The sequence below is a fragment of the Runella sp. CRIBMP genome, from assembly GCF_009905605.1.
In the GTDB taxonomy this organism is placed as follows: domain Bacteria; phylum Bacteroidota; class Bacteroidia; order Cytophagales; family Spirosomataceae; genus Runella.
Genome location: NZ_JAAAKZ010000001.1, coordinates 135,489 through 160,475, shown reverse-complemented (window position 1 = coordinate 160,475; position 24,987 = coordinate 135,489). Strand labels below are relative to the sequence as shown.

Genomic DNA, 24,987 nt, shown 5'->3' with positions numbered 1-24,987 from the left:
CACAACCCCGTATGTATCGTCAAGTTTTATCTGCTTCTTCAGTAAGCCTTTTGTTGGTCGCTTTGTTGGCTTTCCGAGGCGACAATGAATTCGTTTCTTCCTTCCAAAAAATCAACGAAGATATCCTTAAAAACAGCCGAGCGTACGAAACTTTAGGCCATGCGGTATCTACTATCGGCCACCGACTAACGGGCAGTGTCAACGGTGCCAAAGCAGAACAATATGCTTTTAATTTATTCAAAAAGTACGGTTATACGGATGTAAAATACCAACCGTTTGAAGTTGAATCATGGATGCGCGACACCGTTACGCTCGAAGTTGTCCCCAATAAAAGCGATAATTTTCGGAGTGTACCCGTCGTGGCCTTGGCGCACTCGCCCGTGCAGGCGCGGGTCAATGGTGCCATTGTTGATGTTGGCAACGGCTTAGAAGAAGACTTTGAGGCGGTAAGAGAGCAGATTAAAGGCAATATCGCGATGGCAAACATCGGCTTGGTCAACGGAAAACCCGGTCAAAAGAATCTTCACCGCTCCGAAAAAACGGCCTTGGCCATTCAATACGGCGCTACGGCGATTATTACGGTCAATCAAGTGCCAGGCAATGTACTCCTAACGGGAACCGCCTCCGTGACTGGCTCGCTGATTTCCATTCCTGCCGTGAATATTTCTAAAGAAAGCGGTGAAGAAATTAGAAATTGGATAAAAGTAGACACGGATTTGCACGCCATTGTGGATATGCGCAACGTCAGTAAAAAAATCAAAGCCCGCAACATCATTGCTACTTTGCCTGGAAAAACCGACGAGCGTATCATCATCGGAGGACATCTGGATTCGTGGGATTTGGCCACGGGTGCCACCGATAATGGCCTCGGTTCCTTTACGATTATGGACATAGCCCGTGCCTTTAAAGCCCTTAAATTAAAGCCAAAACGAACCATTGATTTTGTACTTTTCATGGGTGAAGAGCAAGGATTATTGGGCTCGCGTCAGGTGGTGAAAGAACTCGTAAAAAATAAGCAGATTGACAAGGTAAAATTCATGATGAACCTCGACATGACTAACAATGTACAGGGCATGAACGTAGGTGGCCGCGATGAGCTAGTTCCTTTTTTTCAGGCCGTTGGCGAACAAATAAAGAAAGTAGACGCAAACTTTGCCAACTTGGTCGGCAGTCGTGCGGCACTGCATTCAGACCACCAGCCTTTCATGCTGGAGGGCATTCCAACGGGCGCACCTGCGGGTCGTTTAGCGCCTAATGTTTTCGGCTGCTACCACGCCGACTGCGACAACTTCAACCTTGTCAATCGAGAAGAAATGACCAATGGTGTGCGTTTTTCGGCCATGTTGCTCTACGCACTTGCCAACGCCGATGCGCTTCCTGCCAAAAAATTGGACAGCAATAAAACCCGCGATTTGCTCGTAGCTCAAGGCCTTAAAAAAGAATTGATTTTGGGAAAAGACTGGAAATGGAACGATAATTAACATCATTTATTTTCGGGACGCCCTAATGACGTCCCGAAAGTAACCTCAATCTACTTTGACTTTTCCACCTCCTGAATAACTTCTGAAATCGCCCGAATACATCGCATCGGCCGAAACTGGGCCGAGTGTGAACGTTCCTTTGGTAATTACCCGCACCATGTAATAAAACGTCTTCGGCGCGTTATCGGCAGTAGTATAATAATTGATGCGGTCGTCGCGAATATCGAAATGATTTGGGATGCTTGGTGCTTTAATCCACGGCATGTCGCGCGGCTCGGTCAGGCGCGGGTTTTCAATTTCAAAGGCTGCGGGAAGCAGGTCCGTGACCACCACATTTTCCACGGGCGAGCCATCGGTACTCGTCAGCGTGATTTTCACCACCACTAAATCATTTTGACGGAAGGTACTCAATGGCTGGCCGTTACGACTCAAAAACTGCTTGCGTACCCGCAGACCAGCATCCTCTTCTACATACGCACCCGAGGCGCTCAGTCCTTCGCTTTGCGCAAACCAGTAAAGAGAACCTTTGCCAGAAGCTGTAATTTGTAATTTACGGTTTGCAATTTGTGATTGTAATACCAAATCTTTCCCATCAAATGCCGCCAACTGCTTACTGCCTACTGCCAACTTAGCCGTTACCGTCGAACCAGCATTTTTCTTAGCCAATTTGCCTAATGCCAAAAACGAGAACGCAGCCTCTTGCGTATTTAAGTATGCGGTCGAATTGAGCGCCTGCGACAGGCGACGCGCCAAGGTTGGAATTTGCAGGTTACTCGGATCGGTTTCAATTAATGTATTCAGCGTCAGTGCTATATTCCGAATAGGCGACGCAAAACTGCCGCTCAGTTGGCGCGCAGAGCGGGTTTCGGCCAAAGCAGTTGGCAACAAAGCAACATAACTGCGCTCATCCCCAATTTGCTTAAAAGCCGCCGCCAGCAGATAGCGCGTATCTGATGTCAACAACTGTTGATTTTGTTTGTAATAATTCATCGAGGCGCGATTGGCTTTTCCGCCTATCGCCAAGGCATACAGCGAGTACAGCGACGAACGGCTCGCAATTGTTACCTGCGTGTAGCCGCTTGCTTCGTCGTAGGTGTAATCATACTCGGTAGCAGGTGAGCCCGTTTTAACGGTCAAATAATCCAACATGCGCCCCAAAGCCGATTGGTTGATTTCAAATCCAGCCCGTTGGGCTTCAATGAGGAAATGAGTAGCGTAAGCCGTTCCCCAAGCAGACTCTTCGGTACCGGCGGGCCAGTAGCTCACTGCACCGCTCGGCAACTGCATACTTTCTATTTTTTGAATGGCCGCCTGTACGTTGAAAGTGGGATTAAAATCACTCTCTCCGCTTTTAACCACGTAGGTCTTTGGCGCAATCGACTTGGCGATGTCGGCAAAATACAACTGCGGAAATGCTTTGGAGATCGTCTGCTCGATGCACCCGTGCGGATAGCCCAAGAGATAATCCAGGGCTTTGGCATACTGCACCATCGGCGAGCGGCTTACCACCAATTTACTGCTTACGGTAGACGGAATAAAACCGTTGCCGCTGAGATCAACCGTCCCGGCGCTTCCGCCGGCTATCACGCCGGATTGTGATGTTTTCAACAGGGAAGTGGCCGGACGTATCGTCAATTCCGTTTTTTCGACAAACTTTTCTTTGCCGTTATTGACCGTCACAGTCACACTACCCGTGCCCATTGCCTGTGCCGCTTTTACCACAAATGCAGTACGACTTTCTTTTTCGGGTGCAATGCTCAGGGTTTGGCTTTTGGCCTGCAGATTCTGAAGCTGACCGTTCACACTCAGGCTTACCTGCACGTTGGCAGCCGTTTTTTCGGTGTTGGTTACATTGACGGGTACAATCAGTTCATCATCGGGGCTCAGGAAGCGCGGCAAAGCAGTGCTGATTACGATTGGGTCTGCCACTTTCATGTTTTTGTTGCCCGAACCAAAACCATTGTCTTTATAGGCTACGGCCATGATGCGTAAGTCACCCGAAAACTGTGGAATATCGACTTCAAATTCAGCTTCCCCGTCCATGCCAGCGTCCAGTTGCCCAGACCAGTAGGCCACCAAATTGACCCGTCCGTTGGAAAGTGGATTGATGCGTTTTTCTAAATCATAACCATCTCCCCCCACGCTGCTGGTGGAAGCCAATGAAAGTTCGGGAAACAGAAATGGGTACAAATCGTGGCTACTAACCTCCAAGGCACGTTTTTGGTAAAAGAACCCATGAATATCTGGCGTTTGAAAATTCTTGATTTGCAAAATCCCTTCATCCACTACCGCCACGGTCACCTGCGCATTGCGGGCCGTTTTGATGCGAATCTTTTGCTTGGTTTTAGAACGGGATTTTTCCACGGCAACAATCTCTACAGGCAATTTCGTATCTTCATCTTCGACCTTGACCGAAGCAAACCCGTGCGCTACGGTCAGCGGCAGGTTGGAGTTGTCCAACGGTCGAATCAAGGTTGCGGAAATAAAGACATTAGGCAAATGATCACTGCCCACGGAGAAGCTGAATTCGGCAGATTTGTTATCGGTCGTTAAATAGGTGTGCTCCAGTACTTTATTGCGCTCAACGGTGACCAACAATTTACCCACAAAAGGCGTTTTGAACAAAACCGTGGCTTTGTCGCCTACTTTATAACTTGGTTTGTCAAATTCCATCAGCACTTCACCTTCGTTGCTCACTTCAAACGACGAGGCCGAAGTACTTCCCCAGCCGTAAGCGTAAAAGTTAACCACCGAATAGCCCGTTGCCGTGGTCGGTGTCCCCACCGACCCACCTATACGCCGTATCCGCACTTCATACTCGCCCGATACCGTAGGTACGTAACGAACTTCCGCCAAACCGTTTTTGAAATTCACGACGTTGGAATACACCACTTTTTCGCGCTTTTTGGAAGAATAACGCAATTGATCATTTTGCTTTTCCACCACCGTCTGGTAGTCCATGCGAATCACCTCTACTTGCGCCTGCGCCGTTGATTTGGGCTTGCCGTCTTTGTCAACCGCCAGCAACCCAATAGGCACTGGCGCATTGAGCCCCACGTAGTTATCGGCCATTTTTACGCCATAAAACACCTCCTGCGTAAATACATCAAAGCGCTTGAGGCGATTGACGGGGCGGCCCGTTTCGTCAAAAACCGTGACGTAAATCTTTCCTTCCAATACCCCCAAATCCTTGTATTCGACAGGGAGCGAAAATGCTTCTTTCACTAATCCATTATCATCGGTTACGCCCTGCCGCAGTACATTTTCAAATTTAACGGCATTGTCGGGCATATCAAAAATGTACTCTTTATAGTTAGTCGCAAAAAAGGCTTTGCGCTTGAGCGAAAACTCCATTTCATAATTACGCCCCGACGCGGGCGGGCCAAACAGGTTGAGCGCCGTCGCGTTGAGCGTAATGGTTTGGCCCGTTTGGTAAAATTCCTGATTGGTTTTGGCATCTACCTTGATGCGGTCGGGCATAAATTCCTCAATATTGAGCTTTTTAGAAGCCAGCAATACCTCGTTTGCGTTGTATACTTCCACGCTGTAGCCACCCGTCACGGCCGCTTTGTCGAGCGCCAAAGACGTTTCCACCGCACCTTCGCCGTTGGTCGTTACACGATAAGTTTTGAGTTCTTTACCGTTGGGTAGCAGCACTTTAATTTTGAGCGGTACCTCCCCCACACTTTTCCAGTTTTGTTGACGCACCACGGTATTGAAGTGAATCGTCTCGCCAGGGCGATAAATATCGCGGTCGCCGTAGATAAAAGCTTCAAAACCCGAATTATTGTCGCGCTTGCCCTCCACTTCAAAACGCGACGTTTCAATCTGCGTATCTTCCAGAAGGAGGTAATTAAAATCAGCCTCTCGGCTTTGGGCATCACCGCTGTGAGCCACGACCATCGCAATGGAGAAATTAGGGGCTTTTTCCGATAGTTTTTCAAACTTAACCACGCCTTTAGTGTCGGTTTTGCCCGTCAGTACGGTCTGATTATTGGAAGAGATAAGGCTGATCTCCAACTTGTCGAGCGGCTCGGCGGTTTTGATGGAATTAGCAAACACCCACAACTCATCCTTGCCCTGCTTCGCGATCAGGCCAATGTCCGACAATGACACCAATTTGTTGGCGCGTTGGTATTGCTCATCTTTCGACTGCACGCTCACCAGATAAATACCCCGAAAGGCGTTGGGTGCGTCCGGCAAGCCCAGATTAAGCGCCGAAACTCCCTTTACTTTGGGCAGGTTATCGGTTTCAACGGTTTTGTCGACGATCAGATCGCTGTACGATTGGTTGTCATCTTCCTGATAATTATAGGCACCCGTAGGTCCCCAATTGTCGTCGCCTCCCAAATACCCGTACTCTTCGTAGCGGTTATTTCTGAGGTATTGTAAAATGTTGTTCTCGTATATCTTCGCGATCTTTACCTGCACTTTAGGCACGTTTACGATCTGAACGCCTACGTTGCGTGCCCCTTTGGACGAAAGATAGACCGCTTTTTTATTGACAAAGGCAATACTCGCGGGCATCATGCCAAAAAACAGGTCTTTGCTGACCGCCTCTTCCAAGTTCGCCCCCAAAACGCCTTTCACTTGGTCGGTCAAGGTCAAAACATAGGTGTCGGTTTCGTTAAAATCTCCCCGAATGATAAACCCGTTTTCGGTCAGTTCGGCCTTGGTCTGTACGGCGGGCTGAATGGTATAAAAGGTCGACAGATCCACATTTTGGAGTTCCTGCGTGGTCACGACGCGCACCATGCCTCGGTTGTTCTCAAAACCCGTTTTTACTTCTTTTACTTCGAGGGTCGTGGCGGAGGGAATTGTACTGGAAAGCTTGATGTCTTCTTTACTGACATAGGCGGTATTGGGCACTTTCAAGCCCTTTTCGACCGACACTTCCAGCGGTTGTTCATTTTTATCGGCGGCGGCATCGGTCAAGGAAACCGTAACGGCCTCCGACGTTTGATTTTGGGTAACGGCAGAAGTAAGCGGTTTGTCTTCACTTTTCACCTTCAACTTTCCGCCCACCTCGCTGCCGGTAACGGTGTAGTTGAAATGCAGTTTGGCTTTGGCCAATGCTTTTCCCGTTTCGCGCGATTTGGTCCAGTAGGTTTCGGCGTCGGTGAGTTGGAGATATGGCGTATGAAATTCGATCTCTTCGCCCGATACATCATAGCGTTTTTCAATGGTTTTCTTTGCCAGCTCCTTGCTCAGCTCGGCGCGGTATTCGGTGGCGGGCTCAAAGCCGCTTGCGGGCGAAAAAATCAGTTCGTTGGGCGCGGTCCACTTAAACTTTCCCGCCACTGCCGGGATAAATTCCACAAATTTGGTTGACTCCCAACTGTTCAGTTCCGATTCGGGAACAATGTCTTTGTTGAACGTAAAAACCAGATTTTGCGCCAGATTGATCTCATCCTCAAAATTTCGCCCCACCACCCGAATTTCGTTGAGTTTTCCACATTGTGTGAAGAAAAGTGTGGAAAAAAGGATAGTAAAAAGGGAAAGGCGAACGAACTTCTGCGCTGTTACGGATTTAAAATCCGTGACAGAACTGATTCGGGATTTTAAATCCCGAATAGCGAGGACAAAAAAGCGACTGCTGAACAGGAAGCGCATTAGGGTAAGAGGTTTAGAATGTAAGCGTATTAACGCTGAAAGTACGCGAAATTGTTATCACAAAACAACAAAAGAATTTGCCATTTATTTGGCGGCCTGTAAACCCACTTCATCCTGTCGTATGTACCTTTTCGCCACGTCATTGAGGGCATTTGCCACCTTTATTTTCAAGCTTCATTGGGTTGTTTTTGATTTGCATCATCATCCTTATCTTTACCACTATGCAAATCAACAAATGGCGACTTTTCGGGCTTCATTATGCTATCATTCTTATCTTTTTGCTCTTATGGACTTTTGCTCTACATGATTATCTCTGGATTTATCGCACTGAACATGTAAACGCCTTTATCCCTTGGCAAACAATTCTAATAGACTTATTTGCCAACAAAAATGCTCCCTTTATCAATGCGTTTTTGTTGGCTTCAATATCAACTTACTTTTACTTGTATATTTTTCAGGATTTGATCCAAAAGCAGTTTAAACGTTTTGCAATTAAATTTTGCTTATTCCTCGGGTTTTTGATATTACTTCAAATCTTTCTTTGGGCTTTTCACGATTGGTTACTGTTTAATTACACTTACGAATATGAAAAAAATCAGGCATGGATAGAAACTCAAAAAAATAATGGTAATCTCTTTCGTCCATTTTTTTCTCTTTTAATGGATTCTTTTACGATTCTTACTCAAAACGGATTCGTAAGTTTGTTACTTGGACTAGGGATTAATGATATTATCTTTTATCTCCTCTACACCGCCTTCTTTACCCTCATCATGTACGTTTGGCAAAGCCGCAGGCGGGAAGCAGAATTGGAAAAATGGCAACGCGAAACGGAGATTCAAACCCTGAAAGCGCAGTTGAACCCGCATTTTTTGTTCAATTCGCTCAATACCATTTATAGCTCGGCACTGACCGAAAAAGATACCTCCACGGCGCAGTTGGTCCAACAGCTTTCAGGGATTTTGCGGCACAGTGTCGAGGAAGTGCAACAGGAGAAAACAGATATTCAAAAAGAACTGACGTTTATTGAAAAATACATCGCCCTCCAGCGCGCCCGCTTGCCGGAGCACCCCAATGTTTCGATTCAATCCACGCTGTTTTGGGATCAGGAACCGGCTGACATTGCGCCGCTGCTGCTGATTCCGTTGATCGAAAATGCGTTTCAGTATGGCGTCAGCATTGATGAGCCGAGCTTTGTGCGCGTGGACTTGCGCGTGGAAGACCGAACACTGCATCTTAGCGTTGAAAACAGTATTACAACTCATCACGCCGAAAAAAAAGGCGCAGGAACGGGCCTGAAAAATACCGAAAAACGCTTGGCGTTACTTTATCCTGACCGGTATTCCTTCCATTGTGACCGACAAAAAGATACCTTTGAAATTGATTTGACCCTTCAGCTGTAAGCTATGAAAATCTCCTGCATCGCCATTGACGACGAACCGGCCTCTTTGGCCGTCATTGAGCAATACGCAGAACTGGTGCCGTTTTTGGCCTTAAAACGTACGTTTGTGAGCGTCAAAGAGGCCTTGGCTTTTCTAAAAAATGAACGGGTAGATTGCATTTTTTTAGATGTAAAAATGCCCGATCTGCCCGGTACGGAACTGGCACGCATTCTGCGCGGACAAACGCAGATCATATTCATCACCGCCTATTCCGAATACGCCGTGCAGGGGTTTGAGGTGCAGGCCCTTGATTATCTGCTGAAACCCATCGAATTTGACCGTTTTTTGCAGGCGGCCAATCGGGTTCATGCGCACTTGAGCCAACGCGTAGAAGGTCAAAGTTCCATTTTTGTCAAGGAAGGCTACGATTGGATACGGGTGTCTTTGAACGAGATCCAATACATTCAGTCCGATACAAACCTGCTGTTCATTTACGAGCGAAATCGCCGCGTCATCACACGCATGACCATGATTGAGATGTTGAGTTTATTACCGTCGGACCGATTTATGCGTGTTCATAAATCGTTTATTGTCGCGATTGAAGCCATCCAAAAAATAGAACGCCATCAACTCACCTTGGCCAAAGGAAATGTGCCGATCGGCGAACTGTACCGCGAGGGCCTGGAGCGGTTGCTGTTGCGATAAAAAAAGAGAGCCGCCCTTTTATTTGGCGGCTCTCTTCGTACATATTACTTTAATTCAGTGATTTACACCAACTCTCCATACAACGCCTCACGCTGCGCTTTTACGCGGTCGTCGGTGATGTATTCGTCGTAGGTCATGAGTTTATCAATGATGCCGTTTGGCGTAACTTCGATGATGCGATTGGCTATTGTTTGAATGAATTGGTGGTCGTGCGAATAAAACATCATCGCACCTTTAAATTCAATCAAACCGTTGTTAAGCGCGGTGATAGATTCCAGGTCCAAGTGATTGGTGGGGTCGTCGAGGGTTAGGAAGTTGGAGCCCGAAAGCATCATTTTCGAGAGCATACAACGTACCTTTTCACCGCCTGAAAGCACACTGGCTTTTTTGAGCGATTCTTCGCCCGAAAACAGCATCCGACCTAAAAATCCGCGAATAAAGCTCTCGTCTTTTTCTTTGGAAAACTGACGTAGCCAATCCACTAGGTTGTCGTCGGTTTGGAAATAATGGTCGCTGTCTTTCGGGAAATACGCATTGGTGACCGTTACGCCCCATTTAAAATCGCCCGAATCAGGTTTGATTTGCTCCTGAAGAATCTCAAACAAGGCCGTGATGGCCAAGGTATTGCGCCCGATAAAGGCCACTTTATCTTCCCGATTCAGACGGAACGTGACGTTGTCAAACAGTTTGGTTCCGTCTTCGGCGGTTTTGGAAAGACCTTCTACGCTCAATACCTGATCGCCGATTTCGCGCTCAGGTTTGAAATTGATGTAAGGATACTTACGCGACGAAGGCTTGATTTCGTCGACGTTGAGTTTTTCCAACATTTTCTGCCGTGCCGTTGCCTGCTTCGACTTGGCGACGTTGGCACTGAAACGACGAATAAACTCCTCCAATTCTTTCCGCTTCTCGTCTGATTTCTTGTTTTGGTCGGCGCGTTGTTTCAACGCCAATTGGCTTGATTCATACCAGAAGGTATAGTTACCGCCGTACATCTGCACCTTACTGAAGTCAATATCCACCACGTGCGTACACACTTGGTCGAGGAAGTGACGGTCGTGGGAAACCACGATGACGATGTTCTTGAAGTTGTTCAAAAAGTTTTCCAACCACATCACCGTTTCTACGTCCAAGTTGTTGGTAGGCTCATCCAACAGCAAAATATCAGGGTTGCCGAAAAGAGTCTGGGCCAATAACACCCGCACTTTTTGGCTAGGATCGAGGTCGGTCATCTGGGCATAGTGAAGGTCTTCTTTGATACCCAAACCGCTCAATAGAGAGGCCGCTTCGGGCTCTGCTTCCCAGCCGTCCAACTCGGCAAATTCGGCTTCCAAGTCGGCGGCCTTTTCGCCGTCGGCTTCCGTAAAATCTTCTTTGGCGTAGATGGCGTCTTTTTCCATCATGATGTCATAGAGGCGTTTGTGCCCCATGATCACCGTTTGCAACACCTGAAACTCGTCAAACTCAAACTGATTTTGTTTCAGTACGGCCATGCGTTGGCCAGGCGTAATGGCAACCGTACCCGTCTGTGGGTCTATTTCGCCCGACAAAATTTTCAAAAAGGTGGATTTCCCCGCCCCGTTCGCCCCAATGACCCCGTAGCAGTTGCCCGGGTTAAATTTAATATTTACTTCGTCGAAAAGCACCCGTTTACCGTAGCGCAACGACACGTTTGATACCGTTATCATTAATGAATTGAAATTTTCTGTAAAAGATGCTGCAAAAATACAAAATTTTCGGGGGAATACGGATTATAAATATACCTGTTCAATGGCCTTGCTTGTTCTGGCCATCTCCATTGGTCAGCGAAAGAGATAACCCATTTTGGTGACTGGCAGATGATTTATGATTCATCACAAATGCCCCGGCTGTTACAGATTTTTTGTAGGTTGACGCTTACATCTGGATACAATAAAAATATCTCACTATGTCATGCCAAAACGACACATTGAGACATTGATTTATGACAGGGCCGCCTGCGCGGACGATTCGTTGCGACAATTTTGAGCGTTTATTTGGAAGAGTTTTCAGGATTGATTCTTGTCTCACAAAAACGGGCGTTTTTTGAGGCGAATTATTTACATTTATACCATGCTTAAAAATCTCTATATTTTCCTTTTAAAGCTCAGCATAGCCTTACTGATTAGCTCGTGCAATTCCAATAAAAATGGTCAGTCGGCTATTATAAATCATAAAGCAAACAGCAAACTCTACAATGCTTTAAATCAATTATTTGATAGCGATTCATTACATAGAAAAGATTTACTTTTAGTCAAAGAGTCTATTCGAGTCTATAAAACGCAATGGGGAGATGATTATTTCCTAAAATCTGCCAACCCAACTGAACCACCCCCACCTCTTGTTCTTTATATTACTCTGAGCGAACTTAATACCTATGTAGATAAGAAACTTTTAAGACTGGATGAAGTCAATTCAATGTATGCAGCTATTGACTCAAGTAAGGCTCTCAATTTTGAAGCAAATCATTTAGCGATGAAAGGAGTAAGTTCAGACTCGCTCTCTATTTTTTTTATTGGCCTTAGAAAAAAGGGGGCATTAAGGGGAGAAATTTATCAAAATCTGAAAAATTGGTACGGTCGCAGTACTGTTTTGCAGATTTCTTCTCCTGTTTTTTCAAAAGACAGTACCAAGTTATTAGTATTAATCAAGCTAAACAGCAACTCTAAGTCCTTGATTTATAAATACTTGCTAGAAAGTAAGTTAGAAAAATGGCGTATTGTAAACAAAGCAAATAAAGAGATAGAGAGTTAATCTAATATTACTACTTCACATTTCACTCCCCTCCTATTAAATCTGATACAACGCTTTCTACGCTTCGTCGGAATTTGCCGGCAAAGTGCCTCCGCACTTGCTACTTTTGATTCAACAAACAGCCGAAAGCACCTAATTCAAAAAAAAAATTAACCGAAACTTAAAACCTTTATAACCATGAACACAACCTTCACCTCCGCTCCCGAACGCAATGAATTTTTAATGAAAATTGCCCGCCGTCGGGTGAAATTTCAAAAACACGCCATCGTTTATTTAATCGTTTGTTCTGTTATTTCGTTGCTGTGTCTGGTCTCAGGCGGCCGAGTACCCGTTGATTTGTGGTGGGCGTGGGGTATTGGCTTAGGGTTTCACGGCATCGGAGCTTACGGCCTGCTACTGGACGAACAAAAAGCCACGGAAGAAGAATACCTAAAACTGATTCGTCAGGAAAGAGAAAACTAAAAACTGCTCACCATTATTAGCCAATCTCAGGGTTGAGTTGCAAAAAAATGGGGGATGAGTTTAGCTACAAACGTTAAACTTATCCCCCATTTCCGTGATGAAAAATGAAGAATAGGTTGCATTTGCTAATCATTTAGCCAACATTTGTATCCGTCAACACCTTAGTTTTGAAAAAGCGGCGGCTACCCAAAACGATGAAGAGAACGTTAGTAATTGGTGATATACACGGTGGACTGAAGGCTTTGTTGCAAGCGCTTGGACGCGCGGAGATTCAACCCAGCGATACCCTTATCTTCTTGGGCGACTACGTAGATGGTTGGAGTGAATCCGCACAGGTCATTGAATTTCTGATGGAACTTGCTACTAAGCAAACCTGCCTTTTTATGAAAGGAAACCATGATATGTGGTGCGAAAACTGGCTCGACAGCGGCCTTGCGCCCCACGTATGGCTCATGCACGGCGGAAGCAGCACCGCAGAGAGCTACCGCTACATGGATTTTCAAACTCGCCAAATCCATTTGTCATTTTTCAACCAATTGAAAAGTTATCACATCGATTCCCAAAACCGTCTGTTTGTGCATGCGGGGTTTGGCTCCATTCACGGCCCCGAAGATGAGCACGATGACAACAATTTTTTGTGGGATCGAACCCTCTGGGAAACCGCGCTGACGATAGAACGCCGGAATCAAAAAGACGAAACCATGATTCCCAAACGCTTGAAACTCTTTAAAGAAATATTCATCGGCCATACCCCAACGCTCAATTATAACATTGAGGTTCCGATGCACGCTGCCACGGTTTGGAACATAGACACGGGGGCCGCTTTTCACGGCAGACTCAGTATCATGGACATTGACACCAAGGAGTTTTGGCAAAGCGACGTAGTGCAAAGTTTATACCCCAACGAAAAAGGGCGAAACAATTAAGAATACAATAAATTCACAATCAGATACTTACCTCATCAACTCCCGCAATACATCCAACGATTTGATTTCGCCCAAACCTTCTAAATGGATTTTGAAGTAAAAAATAAGGGTATCCAATAACTGCCCCCGACGCTGTCGGTCCAACAACGCAGGGTAATCAAACGGCATCAAAATGAAGTTTTGAGTGACTTCGCGGGTGGGAGCATCTAGTGCGTAAGGATAGAGATTTTCTTTGAGTTGCTGTTCCATTTCATAGACAGTTTCGGCCCCAAACCCCAGATAAAAGGCGTATTTAGCCAGAAACTGCAAGTGAAAATTCTCAAAATGTTGGTCGGCTTCTTCGAGATAGATAATCCCTTCCATCAAAAAATGAAAAAGCGGCTGATTGGCTTCTTCTTCGCGCAGGGTTTTGACCAACATTTCCGTCACAAACAACGCAATGCTGGATTTGATAAAATCAAACGGCAAACTTCGAAACGGCAAACTGCACTTCACTTCCGAAAGCCGATGAATGGTTTGCTCTTTGTTTTTATGATAAACGACCAAATCCAATAAAGTAAGCGGCTGAAAAAGAGCGATGCGGTTGGTTTTGGATTTTGCACTCCTTACGCCATTGACAATGTAACTTTGAATGCCAAAATCTTCGGTGTAAATCTTAACGATAATAGAAGTTTCACGGTAGCGAATATAATTGAGAACAATACCGCGTGTTTTGTGGAGCATGAGTGTAACTTTGAAGCGAAAATAACACAAAATGTACAGATTCTTATGAAACCAAAGCTATACGTTGTCAAGATTGGCGGAAATATAATCGACAATTCCGAGGCGCTACGTTCTTTTCTGACCTCTTTTGCGGCGTTGAAAGGCAATAAGATTTTGCTCCACGGAGGAGGTAAAATCGCCACCCAAGTGGCCGAAAAATTGGGAATCCCTACCGAAATGGTGGAAGGGCGCCGTATCACCGACCACGCCATGCTCGATGTGGTAACAATGGTCTACGGAGGATTGGTAAACAAAAACATCGTGGCCACCCTTCAATCATTAAACAGCAACGCCATCGGGCTTACTGGCGCTGATGCGGGCCTGATTCGAGCGCACAAACGCCCCGTCAACGACAAAGTAGACCCCGTGATTGACTACGGTTTTGTGGGGGATATTGACGCGGTCAATGGCAAACAATTGACGGCCTTCCTGAAAAACAAACTCCTGCCCATCATCGCACCTTTAACGTTTGACCCCGCCTTGGGCGTGATGCTCAACACCAATGCCGACACCATGGCCTCGGCCGTAGCCGTTGGTTTATCAGAATTTTATGACGTAAATCTGGTTTATTGTTTTGAAAAAAACGGCGTATTGCTCGATGCCGACAACGACGACACCGTCATTCCTGTACTGACCCCTGAACTCTACGCCACGTGCAAAACCGCAGGAGCTATTTATAAAGGCATGATTCCGAAACTGGACAATGCCTTTGCGGCCCTGCGCAACGGCGTTGCGGAAGTGACTATTTGCCACGCCGACCAACTCGGTCTGGCATTAACCAAAAAAACAGCTGGCACAAAACTTACGCTTGGCTAATTCAATCTATCGCCATTTTTCTCATTTTTTCATCATCCTATAATAACATGACTCCCGAACAAAACCTTGTCAATCTGGGAATTACGCTTCCATCACCTCCCGCCAAAGGAGGCGTTTATACACCCGTCGTTGTAACGGGCAATTTGGCCTACATTTCTGGACACATCTCTTTAGACCTCGACGGCAGCCTCATTGCGGGCAAAGTAGGCCGAGACCTCACCGCCGAAGAGGCAAAAGAAGCCTCCCGCAAAACGGGCTATTTGTTGCTTGCTACGCTTCGTTCTTATTTCGGCAGCCTCGATAAAATCAATAAAGTTGTGAAAATTCTGGGCATGATTAACGCCGTTCCTGAATTTGAACAGCACGCCTTCGTCATGAACGGTTGCAGCGAATTATTTGCCGAAATTTGGGGGCCCGAAAAAGGCGTTGGCGCCCGTAGCGCCGTAGGAATGGGCTCTCTCCCGCGCATGGCCGCAATCGAAATTGAAGTAATTTTTGAACTGGCGTAAATATCTCACCGCATCTGTTTGCTGTCTTACATTTAGCAGCCCTCTCCTTGTTTAAGGAGAGGGCTGGGGTGAGGTAAAACTTACAACTCTGCTACGTTAAACCGCACCTGGATTCCTCCTGCGGTGGTAGCCCTTCTGAAAGAGTTAAGTACGTACGGATTGTTGAACGTACGGTCAAAATAAAGCTGCAAACTCCACAATTTACTGACGGTATAATTAAGTTGCGGACGCAATTGGAAGTTATAATTACCCGCAATCGCCGTGGGCGGCTCGTCAAAACGCCGCTGTATGGCGCGCGTGTCGCGAATGGTAAAGTTGCACTGAAACTGCAAATCGTTCTTCAATTTTTTGAACTCCCCATTGATTCGGAACGGAATCCGCACATTATTTCGGGTCAGGCCCAACGTGATGGTTACGTCGCGGTTAAATAATTCTGCCACCTGCGAATTTGACAGGTTGAGTGAAATATTCCGGTCTTGGTTATAAGCAAAACGCATGTCAATCTTGTTTTGCGTCCGCGCTCGAATGGCAATCAAAGGAGCAAATTTCTCTGACAACGAAATAGTGCTCATTACAAAAATAGGAAGGGCACTCCCATTTTCGCCCGACAATAACGCAAGTTGGTAATCCCGATTGTCGAGGGTCAAGTATTTGGTATACAAATCATTGTAATCTAAAGAAGAAGTAAAACTCCCTACACTGTACGTAGATTGGTAACTGTGCTCTAAGGTAAACGAACTGAAAATTTTCTTAAACCCGGGCAACTGGGCAAGTCCGTTGTAATCGACTCGCCAATTGGGCAGCGGAAAACCCAAAAAGGGATTGGTGCGGGCTTTGGCTGGGTCTTTCTTAGGGTCACGTCCGTTGTAAGCGGCAAAAAAGGCCGCAATCAGCACATCCTGTGAGTTTTGATTATATTCTCCCCCTTTGTATTCAGGATTAGAACGTTGTTTTTCGGTAAGGATTTGCACAAAATCTTCACGGTAAGCCTTAAACTGTTCAAAAATCGGGGAACTGTTGTCGTCATTGATTTTAGCAAAAGCCGTTCGGAACGACATGAATGACATCTGGAAGTTTCCAGTTCTGACGGGGCTTTGGATTTGGTAACTGTTGCGATTGGTTGAGTCCACTACTCGGTAAAACATGCGGTATTCATCACCGCGCGTAAGTTGGGCGCTGATCTGAACTCTGAAATCTTTAAACGGCTCCAAACGGGTATTTATTCTGAATGTCCGATTGTCGGTCTGTACAAAAGGCACGTTCAGCATGGTGCTTTGTGTCAAATCGCCTTTCGCCGCCGCATCGTAAAGTACTTTGGTGCTTTGACTGCCCAAGATAAATCTTGTTAATGAACTAGGACGGGTGCCGTCTAACCCCCAAAAACCTGTACTAGAAGGTAAAAATCCAGGAAGGGTGGTGGTAAGCATTCGAGTATAATCCACGTCTATGCCACGCACGGTCATCAGCAGACGGGTTAGGTTTTTAAGCACTTTACTGGGCTCCCGGCTGATGTCTTCGTCGTCTCCTGGGCTACGGGCAAAGTTTTTACGCGGGGGTGACGGATTATTGGCAAAGCGCAGATAACGAAGTTTATTATATAATTTAACAAAATCGACCTTTCCTCGAATTCCTTGCTCTCTGCCATTACGAAGGATATTTCCCAAAAGAAAATTCTCAGAATCGGTCAAGCGATAACCGCCCGCCTGAAACGCTGGATTTTGGTTTGCGCCATAGCCGCCAGTGTTGCCTACTCCGTAGCTATTATTTCCACCAAACATCGACATACCCGGTGAGCCTGACGAAAAGGACGGCCCCGAGGAAGAATATGATGTAATCGGCGAAAACTGATACATAATGTTATGGTTGTAATCAGCCGTCATCCAATCCAACAACGGAATTTTTTCCAACGGCAACCGGTAGGTCAGTCGTATTTTCTGGTCAAAATTTTTCATTCTTCCCAGATTTCTAAAATTACGCCAGACGACATCCTGCTTAGCCTGCGTATTAATATCCCCTTCGGGCTCATCAATCACGGCATTGGCCAAAGCGCTGTAGCTCAGCACCACATTTTTGGTCAAGTTCCATGACAAATCATAGCCACGATTGAATAGGAAATATTTTTCAAACAAAGGTGCCTGATTGGCATCCGTAAGGTCGGCACTACGGTACAGCGTACGGATAAAACTCCGGTCGGCGTCAAATCTGATGGCTACTTGGGTAGGGAGCAATGAAAGGTTGAAATCTTTCAGTAGTTCCAAATAAGGCCGCTCAAAACTCTTCACGGTACGGAAAGGCTCCCACGAACGCTGCGGAAAGCCGTATTGATACACAATGCCGCCACGATATTGCCGTTGGGCGTAATCAGCAATGGTACTGGTTCGGCGAGTTTGTTCGTTGTAGGCATACGTAAACGATAGATTCTCAAAGTCCCAGAAATGCCGCTTGGCGTTGGGTCCTAGTTTGGTTTTACGTACGTTGGAAAAATTAAACCCGCGCCGCTCGGCTTTTTCGGTAGAGGCATTTTCGAGTTGTATCCGTCGCGGGTCATTTTCGGCGTAGTTTGCCAACGACATCGCCAAAGGTGTATCAGGATCGTAAGGATTGAAATGCGGTTTTACGTCGCGCAGGTCGTAGTTTACATACAACGGAATTTTAAAGCCCCATTTTTCAGGCAAAAATTTATCCAGCGCCAGCGCCGCCGAAAGGCTAAACTCGCGCGAATTGTCGCGGGAGCGGTCAGTTAGTTTTTGTTGAACCCCACCAAAACCAAACGTGGTGTATTTTCCTGCCACTTGTACCGTACCTAAATCGGCAAGTTTAATATCCGCCCGCGCAATCGCCGCCGTTCCCGACTGATTGTCAAAACCCTGCACGTGCATTTCGTTGACCCAAATACAAAAGCTTTTGGGTTGTTGGTCGGGCGTGCGTGGGTTTCGCAACCCAATCATGATAATCATCACGTTGCTCAAATCTGGCCGCCCCACCACGGTAATCCGGTACACTCGCCCAAGGGCATCCGTTTTAGTGACCGTGTAAGGTGCCGAAATCGTCCCACTTGCCTGACGGTCACGCTCGGCTTTGGCCTCTATCAGCCAAGGTATTTCAATATCAATTTCGTTTTGTTGGGGCCAAACTCGCTCAGGGTCTGATTCATTGGGCGGCGTGGCCTGCAAATTAGTCACCTCAATTTCGTAGTAATGTTCCGAAACATCCGTTCCCAAACGCATAAATGCCGACACCTGACCATTTTCATTTTGGTCATTTTGCATGTGCACAAACATCTTCAGGCGTTCACGGAAAAGTAAGTTTTGGCTCGTTACATTCTTAAAAGCCGCTCTTGAGTCCCCATCCCGCAAGTTGGTCACGCAGAGGCTCATGGATTGCTCGTTCAACGGGCGTTGGTTGGGGGTAGTATAGTCCACATCGCGCTGCCATCCCGGAGGTACAGTGTAAATATTGCGCCCTTGCCCCTGTCCGCCCGTGGTTACGGGAGCGCTGTTTTCTTCCACACTGACGGTAGCAATTTTAAATTGCGCGTCGTACGGCTCGGGTACTTCCTGCAAACCTCGGGCGTTGAGGTCGCCCGTGTACTTACGATATTGCGTGGCAACCATTTGCAACTGCGCAAAACGCAAAACCACCGGCTGTTCCCAATCGGTCATGTACATCCGCACAAAACGAATGGATTTAAACCCGTTGATGTTTCCGACTTTGCGCGTAAACTCCCGCACAGGGATACGGAACAAGTACCAATTTACTTCTTCACCAGCACCGTTGGGGGCACTTACTTTATCCACAATATACGGCTTTCCTACATCCAACTGCCCCGGCTTCAGGTCTACTTCGTATTCATAATAAGCCTCTTGGTCATTGATGGTATTGTCGGTGTTGAGGTCTTCAATATCGGGTAAATTCGTGGCGGCGGCGGTAATTTCATTGTTGCTCTGAAACTCTGGCGTATTGTTTTCTACCCCCATGTAATTTTTATAACGCTCAACAATTTTCTTGTTGGCGCTGTCGGCTTTGGCACTGAAATAAAACTCAAAGTCATCCCCCGACGGGTCGGTTAGGATTTGATTACGGGCTTCTGTTTTGAGGGTAGGCGGAAGGTTCTGAATGTAATTTTGGAAGAAAGTCCGCTCTTCGTCATTGCTCAAGCCATCCAATCCTACGTCCTGCTTGGGCCGAGCGCCTGCCTCGTTGGTAAACGCATTGATAATATACTGCTGCCGGGTCGAATAGCCCCACGCCGATTGCGCCACGTTAGCAGGAAGGGGGCCCGTAGTAGAGGTTCTTTTTTCGTCCAAAGGCAAGCCGTTCTCGAAATCGTACCGTCCGTTTTTAACCACGTCTTCCGAAACCTCACCCAAGTTAAAGTACAATTTCCCGCCCGTCGTGTTATTGGTATTGGTCACCCCATCACGAACCACCCCGTTGGGGCCTTCTTTAAAGGGGTCCATCAACCAAAACTCCATGATTTCGACGTTGGCATTGTCAAAATCAACGTCTGACCCAATGGCCCGCGTAATGGCACCAAAGTTTTTTCGTGGATTTTTGAGCCTTCCGTCGGGGTCAAGGTCGGTATTAAAATTATACATTCCCCGTTCACGCGGGAAATACGCAATGTCCAGAATATTTTCGGGCAAATTGACCAAGTACTGCCCGCGTCCTTTGAAAATATCTTGCGGGGTAAAAAGCCGCTCGTAGAAATTATTAAAGTCTTGGGTCGTAATGTTTGGGCGAACGCTCAACCCCACTTGTGCTTGGGGCGAAAACGTGATATCAATAGTATAGGCAGATATTTTGGCGCGGTTGTAGGCATATTCCAGCGGATTGGTCGGAGTGCCTTGCGGGAATTGCTGCGGAGTGCCACCCAAACGCCAGCGCGTCGGTTGGCGAGTTAGGTCAAACTGCGTACGAGCCGCTTCAAAATCATCAATCATGATGCGGTTTCTAACCTGAGGGTGCAAGCCCGCAAAAGACTGCGCGACTTCACCCTGAAACTGAATAGCCGATATCTCTTTGGTCTGCAAAAGAGGCAGTTTGTCCAACAATTTTGTCAGAAAACGAGATTCTTTCCGAAAAGTAAGGTCGGCCCCAATGATGCTGTTGTTGACGGGGTCGTTGCCCAACGCGGCGCGGGTCAAAAAGCCCGGCGGCGTTTCGCGCATATTCATGGCGGTAAGCCCAATCTGCATATCGCGGTTAACGACGTAGTTGAGGCGCGTACCTAACAACCGACGAATTTGGTTTTGAAACAAGTCTGGTTGTTCATAACAAATTTCAATGTCACGACCTGAATTCAGCACACTTTCATTGATCAACCGCACCGATCCAGATTGGCCTTCGACGGCATAATCAATCCCTGGCTGGAGCTGAACACCACCCGCACGTACGGTTACTGATTTTTCAGATACGCCAAACGGCAATGGAATTGACGCCCCGCCCGACGAGCCTTGAAAAGACCCTTTCAAGAAGAATTTATTTTTCTCGGTTACCTGCTGCGCGTCGATTTGGGTAGTACGATACAGTTCATTAAAGACGTATTTATTGGCTAATACAGGATCGCTGTTGAACTGCTTCACCAGATTTGAACCAAAAGGCTCCAAAACGGGAAAAATAATACGACCAAAACGACTGTCAATCGTGACATTGTCTACAAAGTCAAAGTTACCATCACCAATGGCTTTCCCTGAATTATCCAAAACGGGGTCATTGAGCGGGTTCAACTTATCCAATCCCATCACCCGCAACAGCGGCACGTTGGCAATCGGCCCTTCCTGCAAGTTGGGGTTATCAATACCAGTTAGGTCATCTTTATAGATAACCCGCATCTGAAAATTTTGCTTTCCTACCTGCGTGGTGTTCAATGAGTAAATGTTCTTCATCATCAAATTCCACATCGGATGGCTCGTATTATTACGAATCGTGGATGATTTCAACAGTTTCAGCACCAATACCTCATCATCGCGGCGCGCCTGGTAATCTTCGGTGAGTTCTCCTACTTTATATTTTTGTCCGTTAAGGGTGTATTCATAGGCCACGGCCAAAATCTCATCGTTGCGCAAGGGCGTTAGTAATGAAATATAACCCAGTTCGGCCTGAAATTTATATTCGCGTTCGTTCAGTTTTCGCGCACCGCGCAGAAGGTCATAATCATCGCCCCGACGGAGGTTGTAGCGGCTGTCGAGCGCAAAACTTGTTTTATCTGCTTCGCGAAGTTCGGGGTCATTGGTTACTTTTTGATACAGGCCGTTGCTTTTGTTGTTGACGGGCTGATTGGCCACAATTGGCGCCAGATTTGGATTAGCGCTATTGACGGGAGCCGATTCTCCCAAATCAGAAAAAGCGACAAAGTTTCGTAGGGTTTCGGTATTGTTGGTACGATTGGTTACGTACACTTCCAGACGGGTAATGGTCACCCCCGACATAACCAGCGGGATATTGCCTAACCAGCGTTCATAATTATTGCGGAAGAAGTACGACAGAAAGAAGTGACGATTTTCGTCATAAGCATCTGCTCGTATTTCAAACGGACGATTTTGCACCCCTCCCCGCAACGTAATACACTGTTGTTTAGACCGTTGCTGTGAAGCCACCACCGTTGTAGTCAAACGCCCGAAACGTAAATCAACCTTGGCTCCGAATAAATTTTGTACGCCCGGAATCAACTGCGAAGGAATTTGCCAGTTGATATTTCCCGCCTGAATTCCCTGAATAATGCTTTCGTTTTCGGGAATATAATTCTGCGGCCCTGCCCCCAAACCACCGAACGGATTTTGACCTGCACCACCATTTTGACCCAAGCCTTGCACTCCGTTTTGACCTAAACCCGCTGCATTGGGGAGATTGGAAGCGTTCGGAAGATTGGCGGAGTTGGTGGGAAGATTTCCTGGACGATAATCCAGTTTGAACTGATTCTCAAAATTGAAACTCGACTTAGTATCAAAGTTGGTCAACATTCCAAGTTTATCGCCAATCTTGCCGTTAAAGTTAATGTTGATTTGCTCATTAAACAGGAAGTTCGTCGATTTCCGCTGACGGATAGGCACTTGCGGATTGTCAATATTTTGATGCAACACGCCAAAATCCAACAGTACAAAGCCGTTGGGCTTAAAGTCGACAAGATTGCTGCCAAAAATACGGTCAAGACCCGGAGGCAAGTCCAATTTGGGCAACAAGCCACGCGCACCAAGCGCGCCTTTACCGTCCTGTTTAGAGGAATAATCGCGCCAGAGGTAGTTGAAGACCCGCTTGTCCTGCAATTTCTGGAAATCTTCGTAACTCATACTCAGCGGGTCGCGGTAATTGAGGGTCGGCAATTTAGCATCGCCAATGCGCTCATAAACCGAAATGCGGCGGGTGGTATCCAACCGAAATTCATTGGAAAGCCCTTTGGGCTCTTTCAGAAAGAAAGTAGAACGGGGCGGTGTATAAATGAAACGATTGCCGATGCGGTCGTTCCAACGAGAATAGAGCAGCCGCCGACTTTGACGGTCGTTTCGGCTGGTATCCTGAACCACGGGGCGACGGTTGGTCGGTTGTTGAGCAACCCCCACGTACGCAACTAACCACAGAGCTACGACTAGCCCGATGATAAAGTATGATTTGGTAGAGATAAGGTAGAGCTGTTTTCTGATAATTCCCACGATTCTTCAGCGGTCTGGGTACTCAAATCCTTAACGGCTAAAACCTTGCCAATCGTCTCTGAGCGTTCAACTATTTTTAAGAATGTGAGGTAAAGATAGAAACAGGCACGAGATAAACGCAATTTTTAGCCAAAAAAGGCAGATGTGTACAACTTACGGGTTTTTAAGAAAAGCTTGAATAGAAACAAAAAGAGACTACCCTTTTGAGATAATCTCTTTTGTCATTCTGATTTTTTTAAATATTAGTGCTTAAAGTGCCGCACGCCTGTGGTTACCATCGCCATGTCGTTTGCATCGCAATAGTTGATAGAGTCTTGGTCACGAATGGAGCCTCCAGGTTGCACAACGGCCGTTATACCCGCCAAACGAGCAATCTCCACACAATCGGCAAAAGGAAAGAACGCATCAGAAGCCATCACCGAGCCTTTCAGTTCAAACCCAAAAGCCAAGGCCTTGTCGATGGCCTGACGCAACGCATCCACGCGCGAGGTTTGGCCCGTTCCGCTGGCAATCAGGCGGTTCTCGGTGGCCAACACAATCGTATTGGATTTGGTGTGCTTGCACACTTTCAACGCAAACTCCAACGCCCGTACTTCTGCTTCGGTCGGTGCTTTGACGGTTACGGTTTTAAATTGTGAAGCGGTTTCCACTACCAAATCTTTGTCTTGCTCAAGCACTCCGTTCAAGATGGTTTTAAACATCTTAGCGGGCAATTCCACATTTTTACGCTGAAGTAAAATGCGGTTTTTCTTCGATTGCAACAACGCCAATGCCTCAGGCTCATAGGCGGGAGCAATCAATATCTCCATAAACAATTTATTCAATTCTTCGGCCGTGGCCACGTCAACGGTAGCGTTGGTAATAATCACTCCCCCAAAGGCAGAAACTGGATCGCAGGCCAAGGCCGTTGCGTAGGCTTCTTTGGCGGTAGCTGCGGTGGCTACGCCGCAGGCATTGGTATGTTTGATGATGGCGAAGGTAGGTTCATTACCAAATTCATCAATCAATGCCACGCACGCATCTACATCCACCAAGTTGTTGTACGACAACTCTTTACCATGAAGTTTATCAAACATTGCCTCTAAATCTCCGTAAAAAGTGGCCGCTTGATGCGGGTTTTCTCCGTAGCGCAATGAATTTTGCGGCAACTCGGTAAATGAGTAAATATCCTGCGTCGATTTCCCCAAAAACCACTGATTGATGGCCGTGTCGTAATGGCTCGTGGTGGCAAAAGCCTCTTGCGCATAACGACGGCGATCTGAAAGTTCAGTGCTGCAATTTTTCTCGGTCAAAATGCTCAAAACATCCGCGTATTGCGTACGCGACGATACGATGAGTGAATCTTGAAAGTTTTTGGCACCCGCCCGAATCAACGAGATTCCTCCAATGTCAATTTTTTCGATGATGTCTTCCTCACTCGCTCCCGACGCCACGGTTTCTTCAAACGGGTACAAATCCACCACTACCAAATCGATGGCAGGAATATTGAATTGCGCCGCCTGCGCTACATCGCCTGCATCTTCGCGACGGTACAGAATACCACCAAAAACCGCAGGGTGAAGGGTTTTGACACGCCCCCCAAAAATGGAGGGATAGCCCGTAAGGTCTTCCACCGCCGTCACGGGAATACCCATGTTTTCGATAAAAGTTTGCGTACCACCCGTTGAGTATAGCTTAACGCCATTTTGGTGGAGAAGTTGGACAATAGGTTCGAGACCGTCTTTGTAATAGACCGAAAGTAAAGCCGATTGGATTTTTTTCATTGAATTGAGTGCTTCGGCACTGTTGATTATTTATCGTGAGGAATGAATTAATTATCCTGACGAACAAATCGTTAGTGCAGCAAAAGCGGTTAATTAACAACTGATTACATCACTGATAAAAAATGAAGCCGCAAAATTACTGCTTTTAAT

Annotated in this window: 13 protein-coding genes; 8 read left to right on the top strand and 5 right to left on the bottom strand. The window is 46.7% G+C overall.

The genetic code is table 11. The features are described 5' to 3' along the window. The first annotated feature begins 11 nt into the window (after positions 1 to 11). On the top strand, positions 12 to 1,481 hold the full coding sequence (locus GVN20_RS00650; protein WP_166556491.1) for a M20/M25/M40 family metallo-hydrolase: 1,470 nt from the start codon (positions 12 to 14) through the stop codon (positions 1,479 to 1,481). Positions 1,482 to 1,526: 45 nt separating this feature from the next. Here GVN20_RS00650 and GVN20_RS00645 read toward each other — a convergent pair whose 3' ends face one another. Then, on the bottom strand, positions 1,527 to 7,094 hold the full coding sequence (locus GVN20_RS00645) for an alpha-2-macroglobulin (RefSeq protein ID WP_166556490.1): 5,568 nt from the start codon (positions 7,092 to 7,094) through the stop codon (positions 1,527 to 1,529). 659 nt (positions 7,095 to 7,753) lie between these two features. On the opposite strand from GVN20_RS00645, the gene GVN20_RS00640 reads away from it, so the two are divergent. Continuing rightward, a complete protein-coding gene (locus GVN20_RS00640) occupies positions 7,754 to 8,494 on the top strand; it encodes a sensor histidine kinase (RefSeq protein WP_166556489.1) in 741 nt (246 codons plus the stop codon). A gap of 3 nt (positions 8,495 to 8,497) precedes the next feature. Then, a complete protein-coding gene (locus tag GVN20_RS00635) occupies positions 8,498 to 9,178 on the top strand; it encodes a LytTR family DNA-binding domain-containing protein (RefSeq protein WP_166556488.1) in 681 nt (226 codons plus the stop codon). A 62-nt stretch (positions 9,179 to 9,240) separates the two neighbouring features. On the opposite strand, the gene GVN20_RS00630 is transcribed toward GVN20_RS00635, so the two are convergent. Beyond that, the gene (locus GVN20_RS00630) at positions 9,241 to 10,866 is read right to left on the bottom strand and encodes an ABC-F family ATP-binding cassette domain-containing protein (protein WP_166556487.1); all 1,626 of its coding nucleotides are present in this window, start codon (positions 10,864 to 10,866) and stop codon (positions 9,241 to 9,243) included. A gap of 403 nt (positions 10,867 to 11,269) precedes the next feature. Between GVN20_RS00630 and GVN20_RS00625 the strand changes: the two genes are divergently transcribed. The 3 genes from GVN20_RS00625 (at position 11,270) to GVN20_RS00615 (ending at position 13,338) form a co-directional block, all read left to right on the top strand. Beyond that, a complete protein-coding gene (locus GVN20_RS00625) occupies positions 11,270 to 11,950 on the top strand; it encodes a hypothetical protein (RefSeq protein ID WP_166556486.1) in 681 nt (226 codons plus the stop codon). 177 nt (positions 11,951 to 12,127) lie between these two features. Beyond that, a complete protein-coding gene (locus tag GVN20_RS00620; protein ID WP_166556485.1) occupies positions 12,128 to 12,412 on the top strand; it encodes a 2TM domain-containing protein in 285 nt (94 codons plus the stop codon). A 194-nt stretch (positions 12,413 to 12,606) separates the two neighbouring features. Continuing rightward, positions 12,607 to 13,338 carry a metallophosphoesterase family protein gene (locus GVN20_RS00615; RefSeq protein WP_166556484.1) on the top strand — a complete coding sequence of 244 codons (732 nt, stop codon included), beginning with the start codon at positions 12,607 to 12,609 and terminating at the stop codon, positions 13,336 to 13,338. Between the two features lie 27 nt (positions 13,339 to 13,365). Here GVN20_RS00615 and recO read toward each other — a convergent pair whose 3' ends face one another. Further along, the gene (recO, locus tag GVN20_RS00610; protein WP_166556483.1) at positions 13,366 to 14,061 is read right to left on the bottom strand and encodes a DNA repair protein RecO; all 696 of its coding nucleotides are present in this window, start codon (positions 14,059 to 14,061) and stop codon (positions 13,366 to 13,368) included. A 45-nt stretch (positions 14,062 to 14,106) separates the two neighbouring features. Here recO and argB point away from each other — a divergent pair, with 45 nt between their 5' ends. Continuing rightward, positions 14,107 to 14,916: an acetylglutamate kinase gene (argB, locus tag GVN20_RS00605; RefSeq protein ID WP_166556482.1), complete on the top strand. Its 810-nt coding sequence runs from the start codon at positions 14,107 to 14,109 to the stop codon at positions 14,914 to 14,916. A gap of 47 nt (positions 14,917 to 14,963) precedes the next feature. Further along, entirely contained in the window at positions 14,964 to 15,425 is a 462-nt protein-coding gene (locus GVN20_RS00600; protein WP_166556481.1) for a RidA family protein, read from the top strand. 80 nt (positions 15,426 to 15,505) lie between these two features. On the opposite strand, the gene sprA is transcribed toward GVN20_RS00600, so the two are convergent. Then, complete coding sequence (sprA, locus tag GVN20_RS00595; RefSeq protein ID WP_166556480.1) at positions 15,506 to 23,074, bottom strand: cell surface protein SprA; 7,569 nt, start codon at positions 23,072 to 23,074, stop codon at positions 15,506 to 15,508. Between the two features lie 242 nt (positions 23,075 to 23,316). Continuing rightward, positions 23,317 to 24,837, bottom strand: a complete 1,521-nt coding sequence (gene purH / locus GVN20_RS00590) for a bifunctional phosphoribosylaminoimidazolecarboxamide formyltransferase/IMP cyclohydrolase (protein WP_166556479.1) — start codon at positions 24,835 to 24,837, stop codon at positions 23,317 to 23,319. Positions 24,838 to 24,987: the final 150 nt, after the last annotated feature.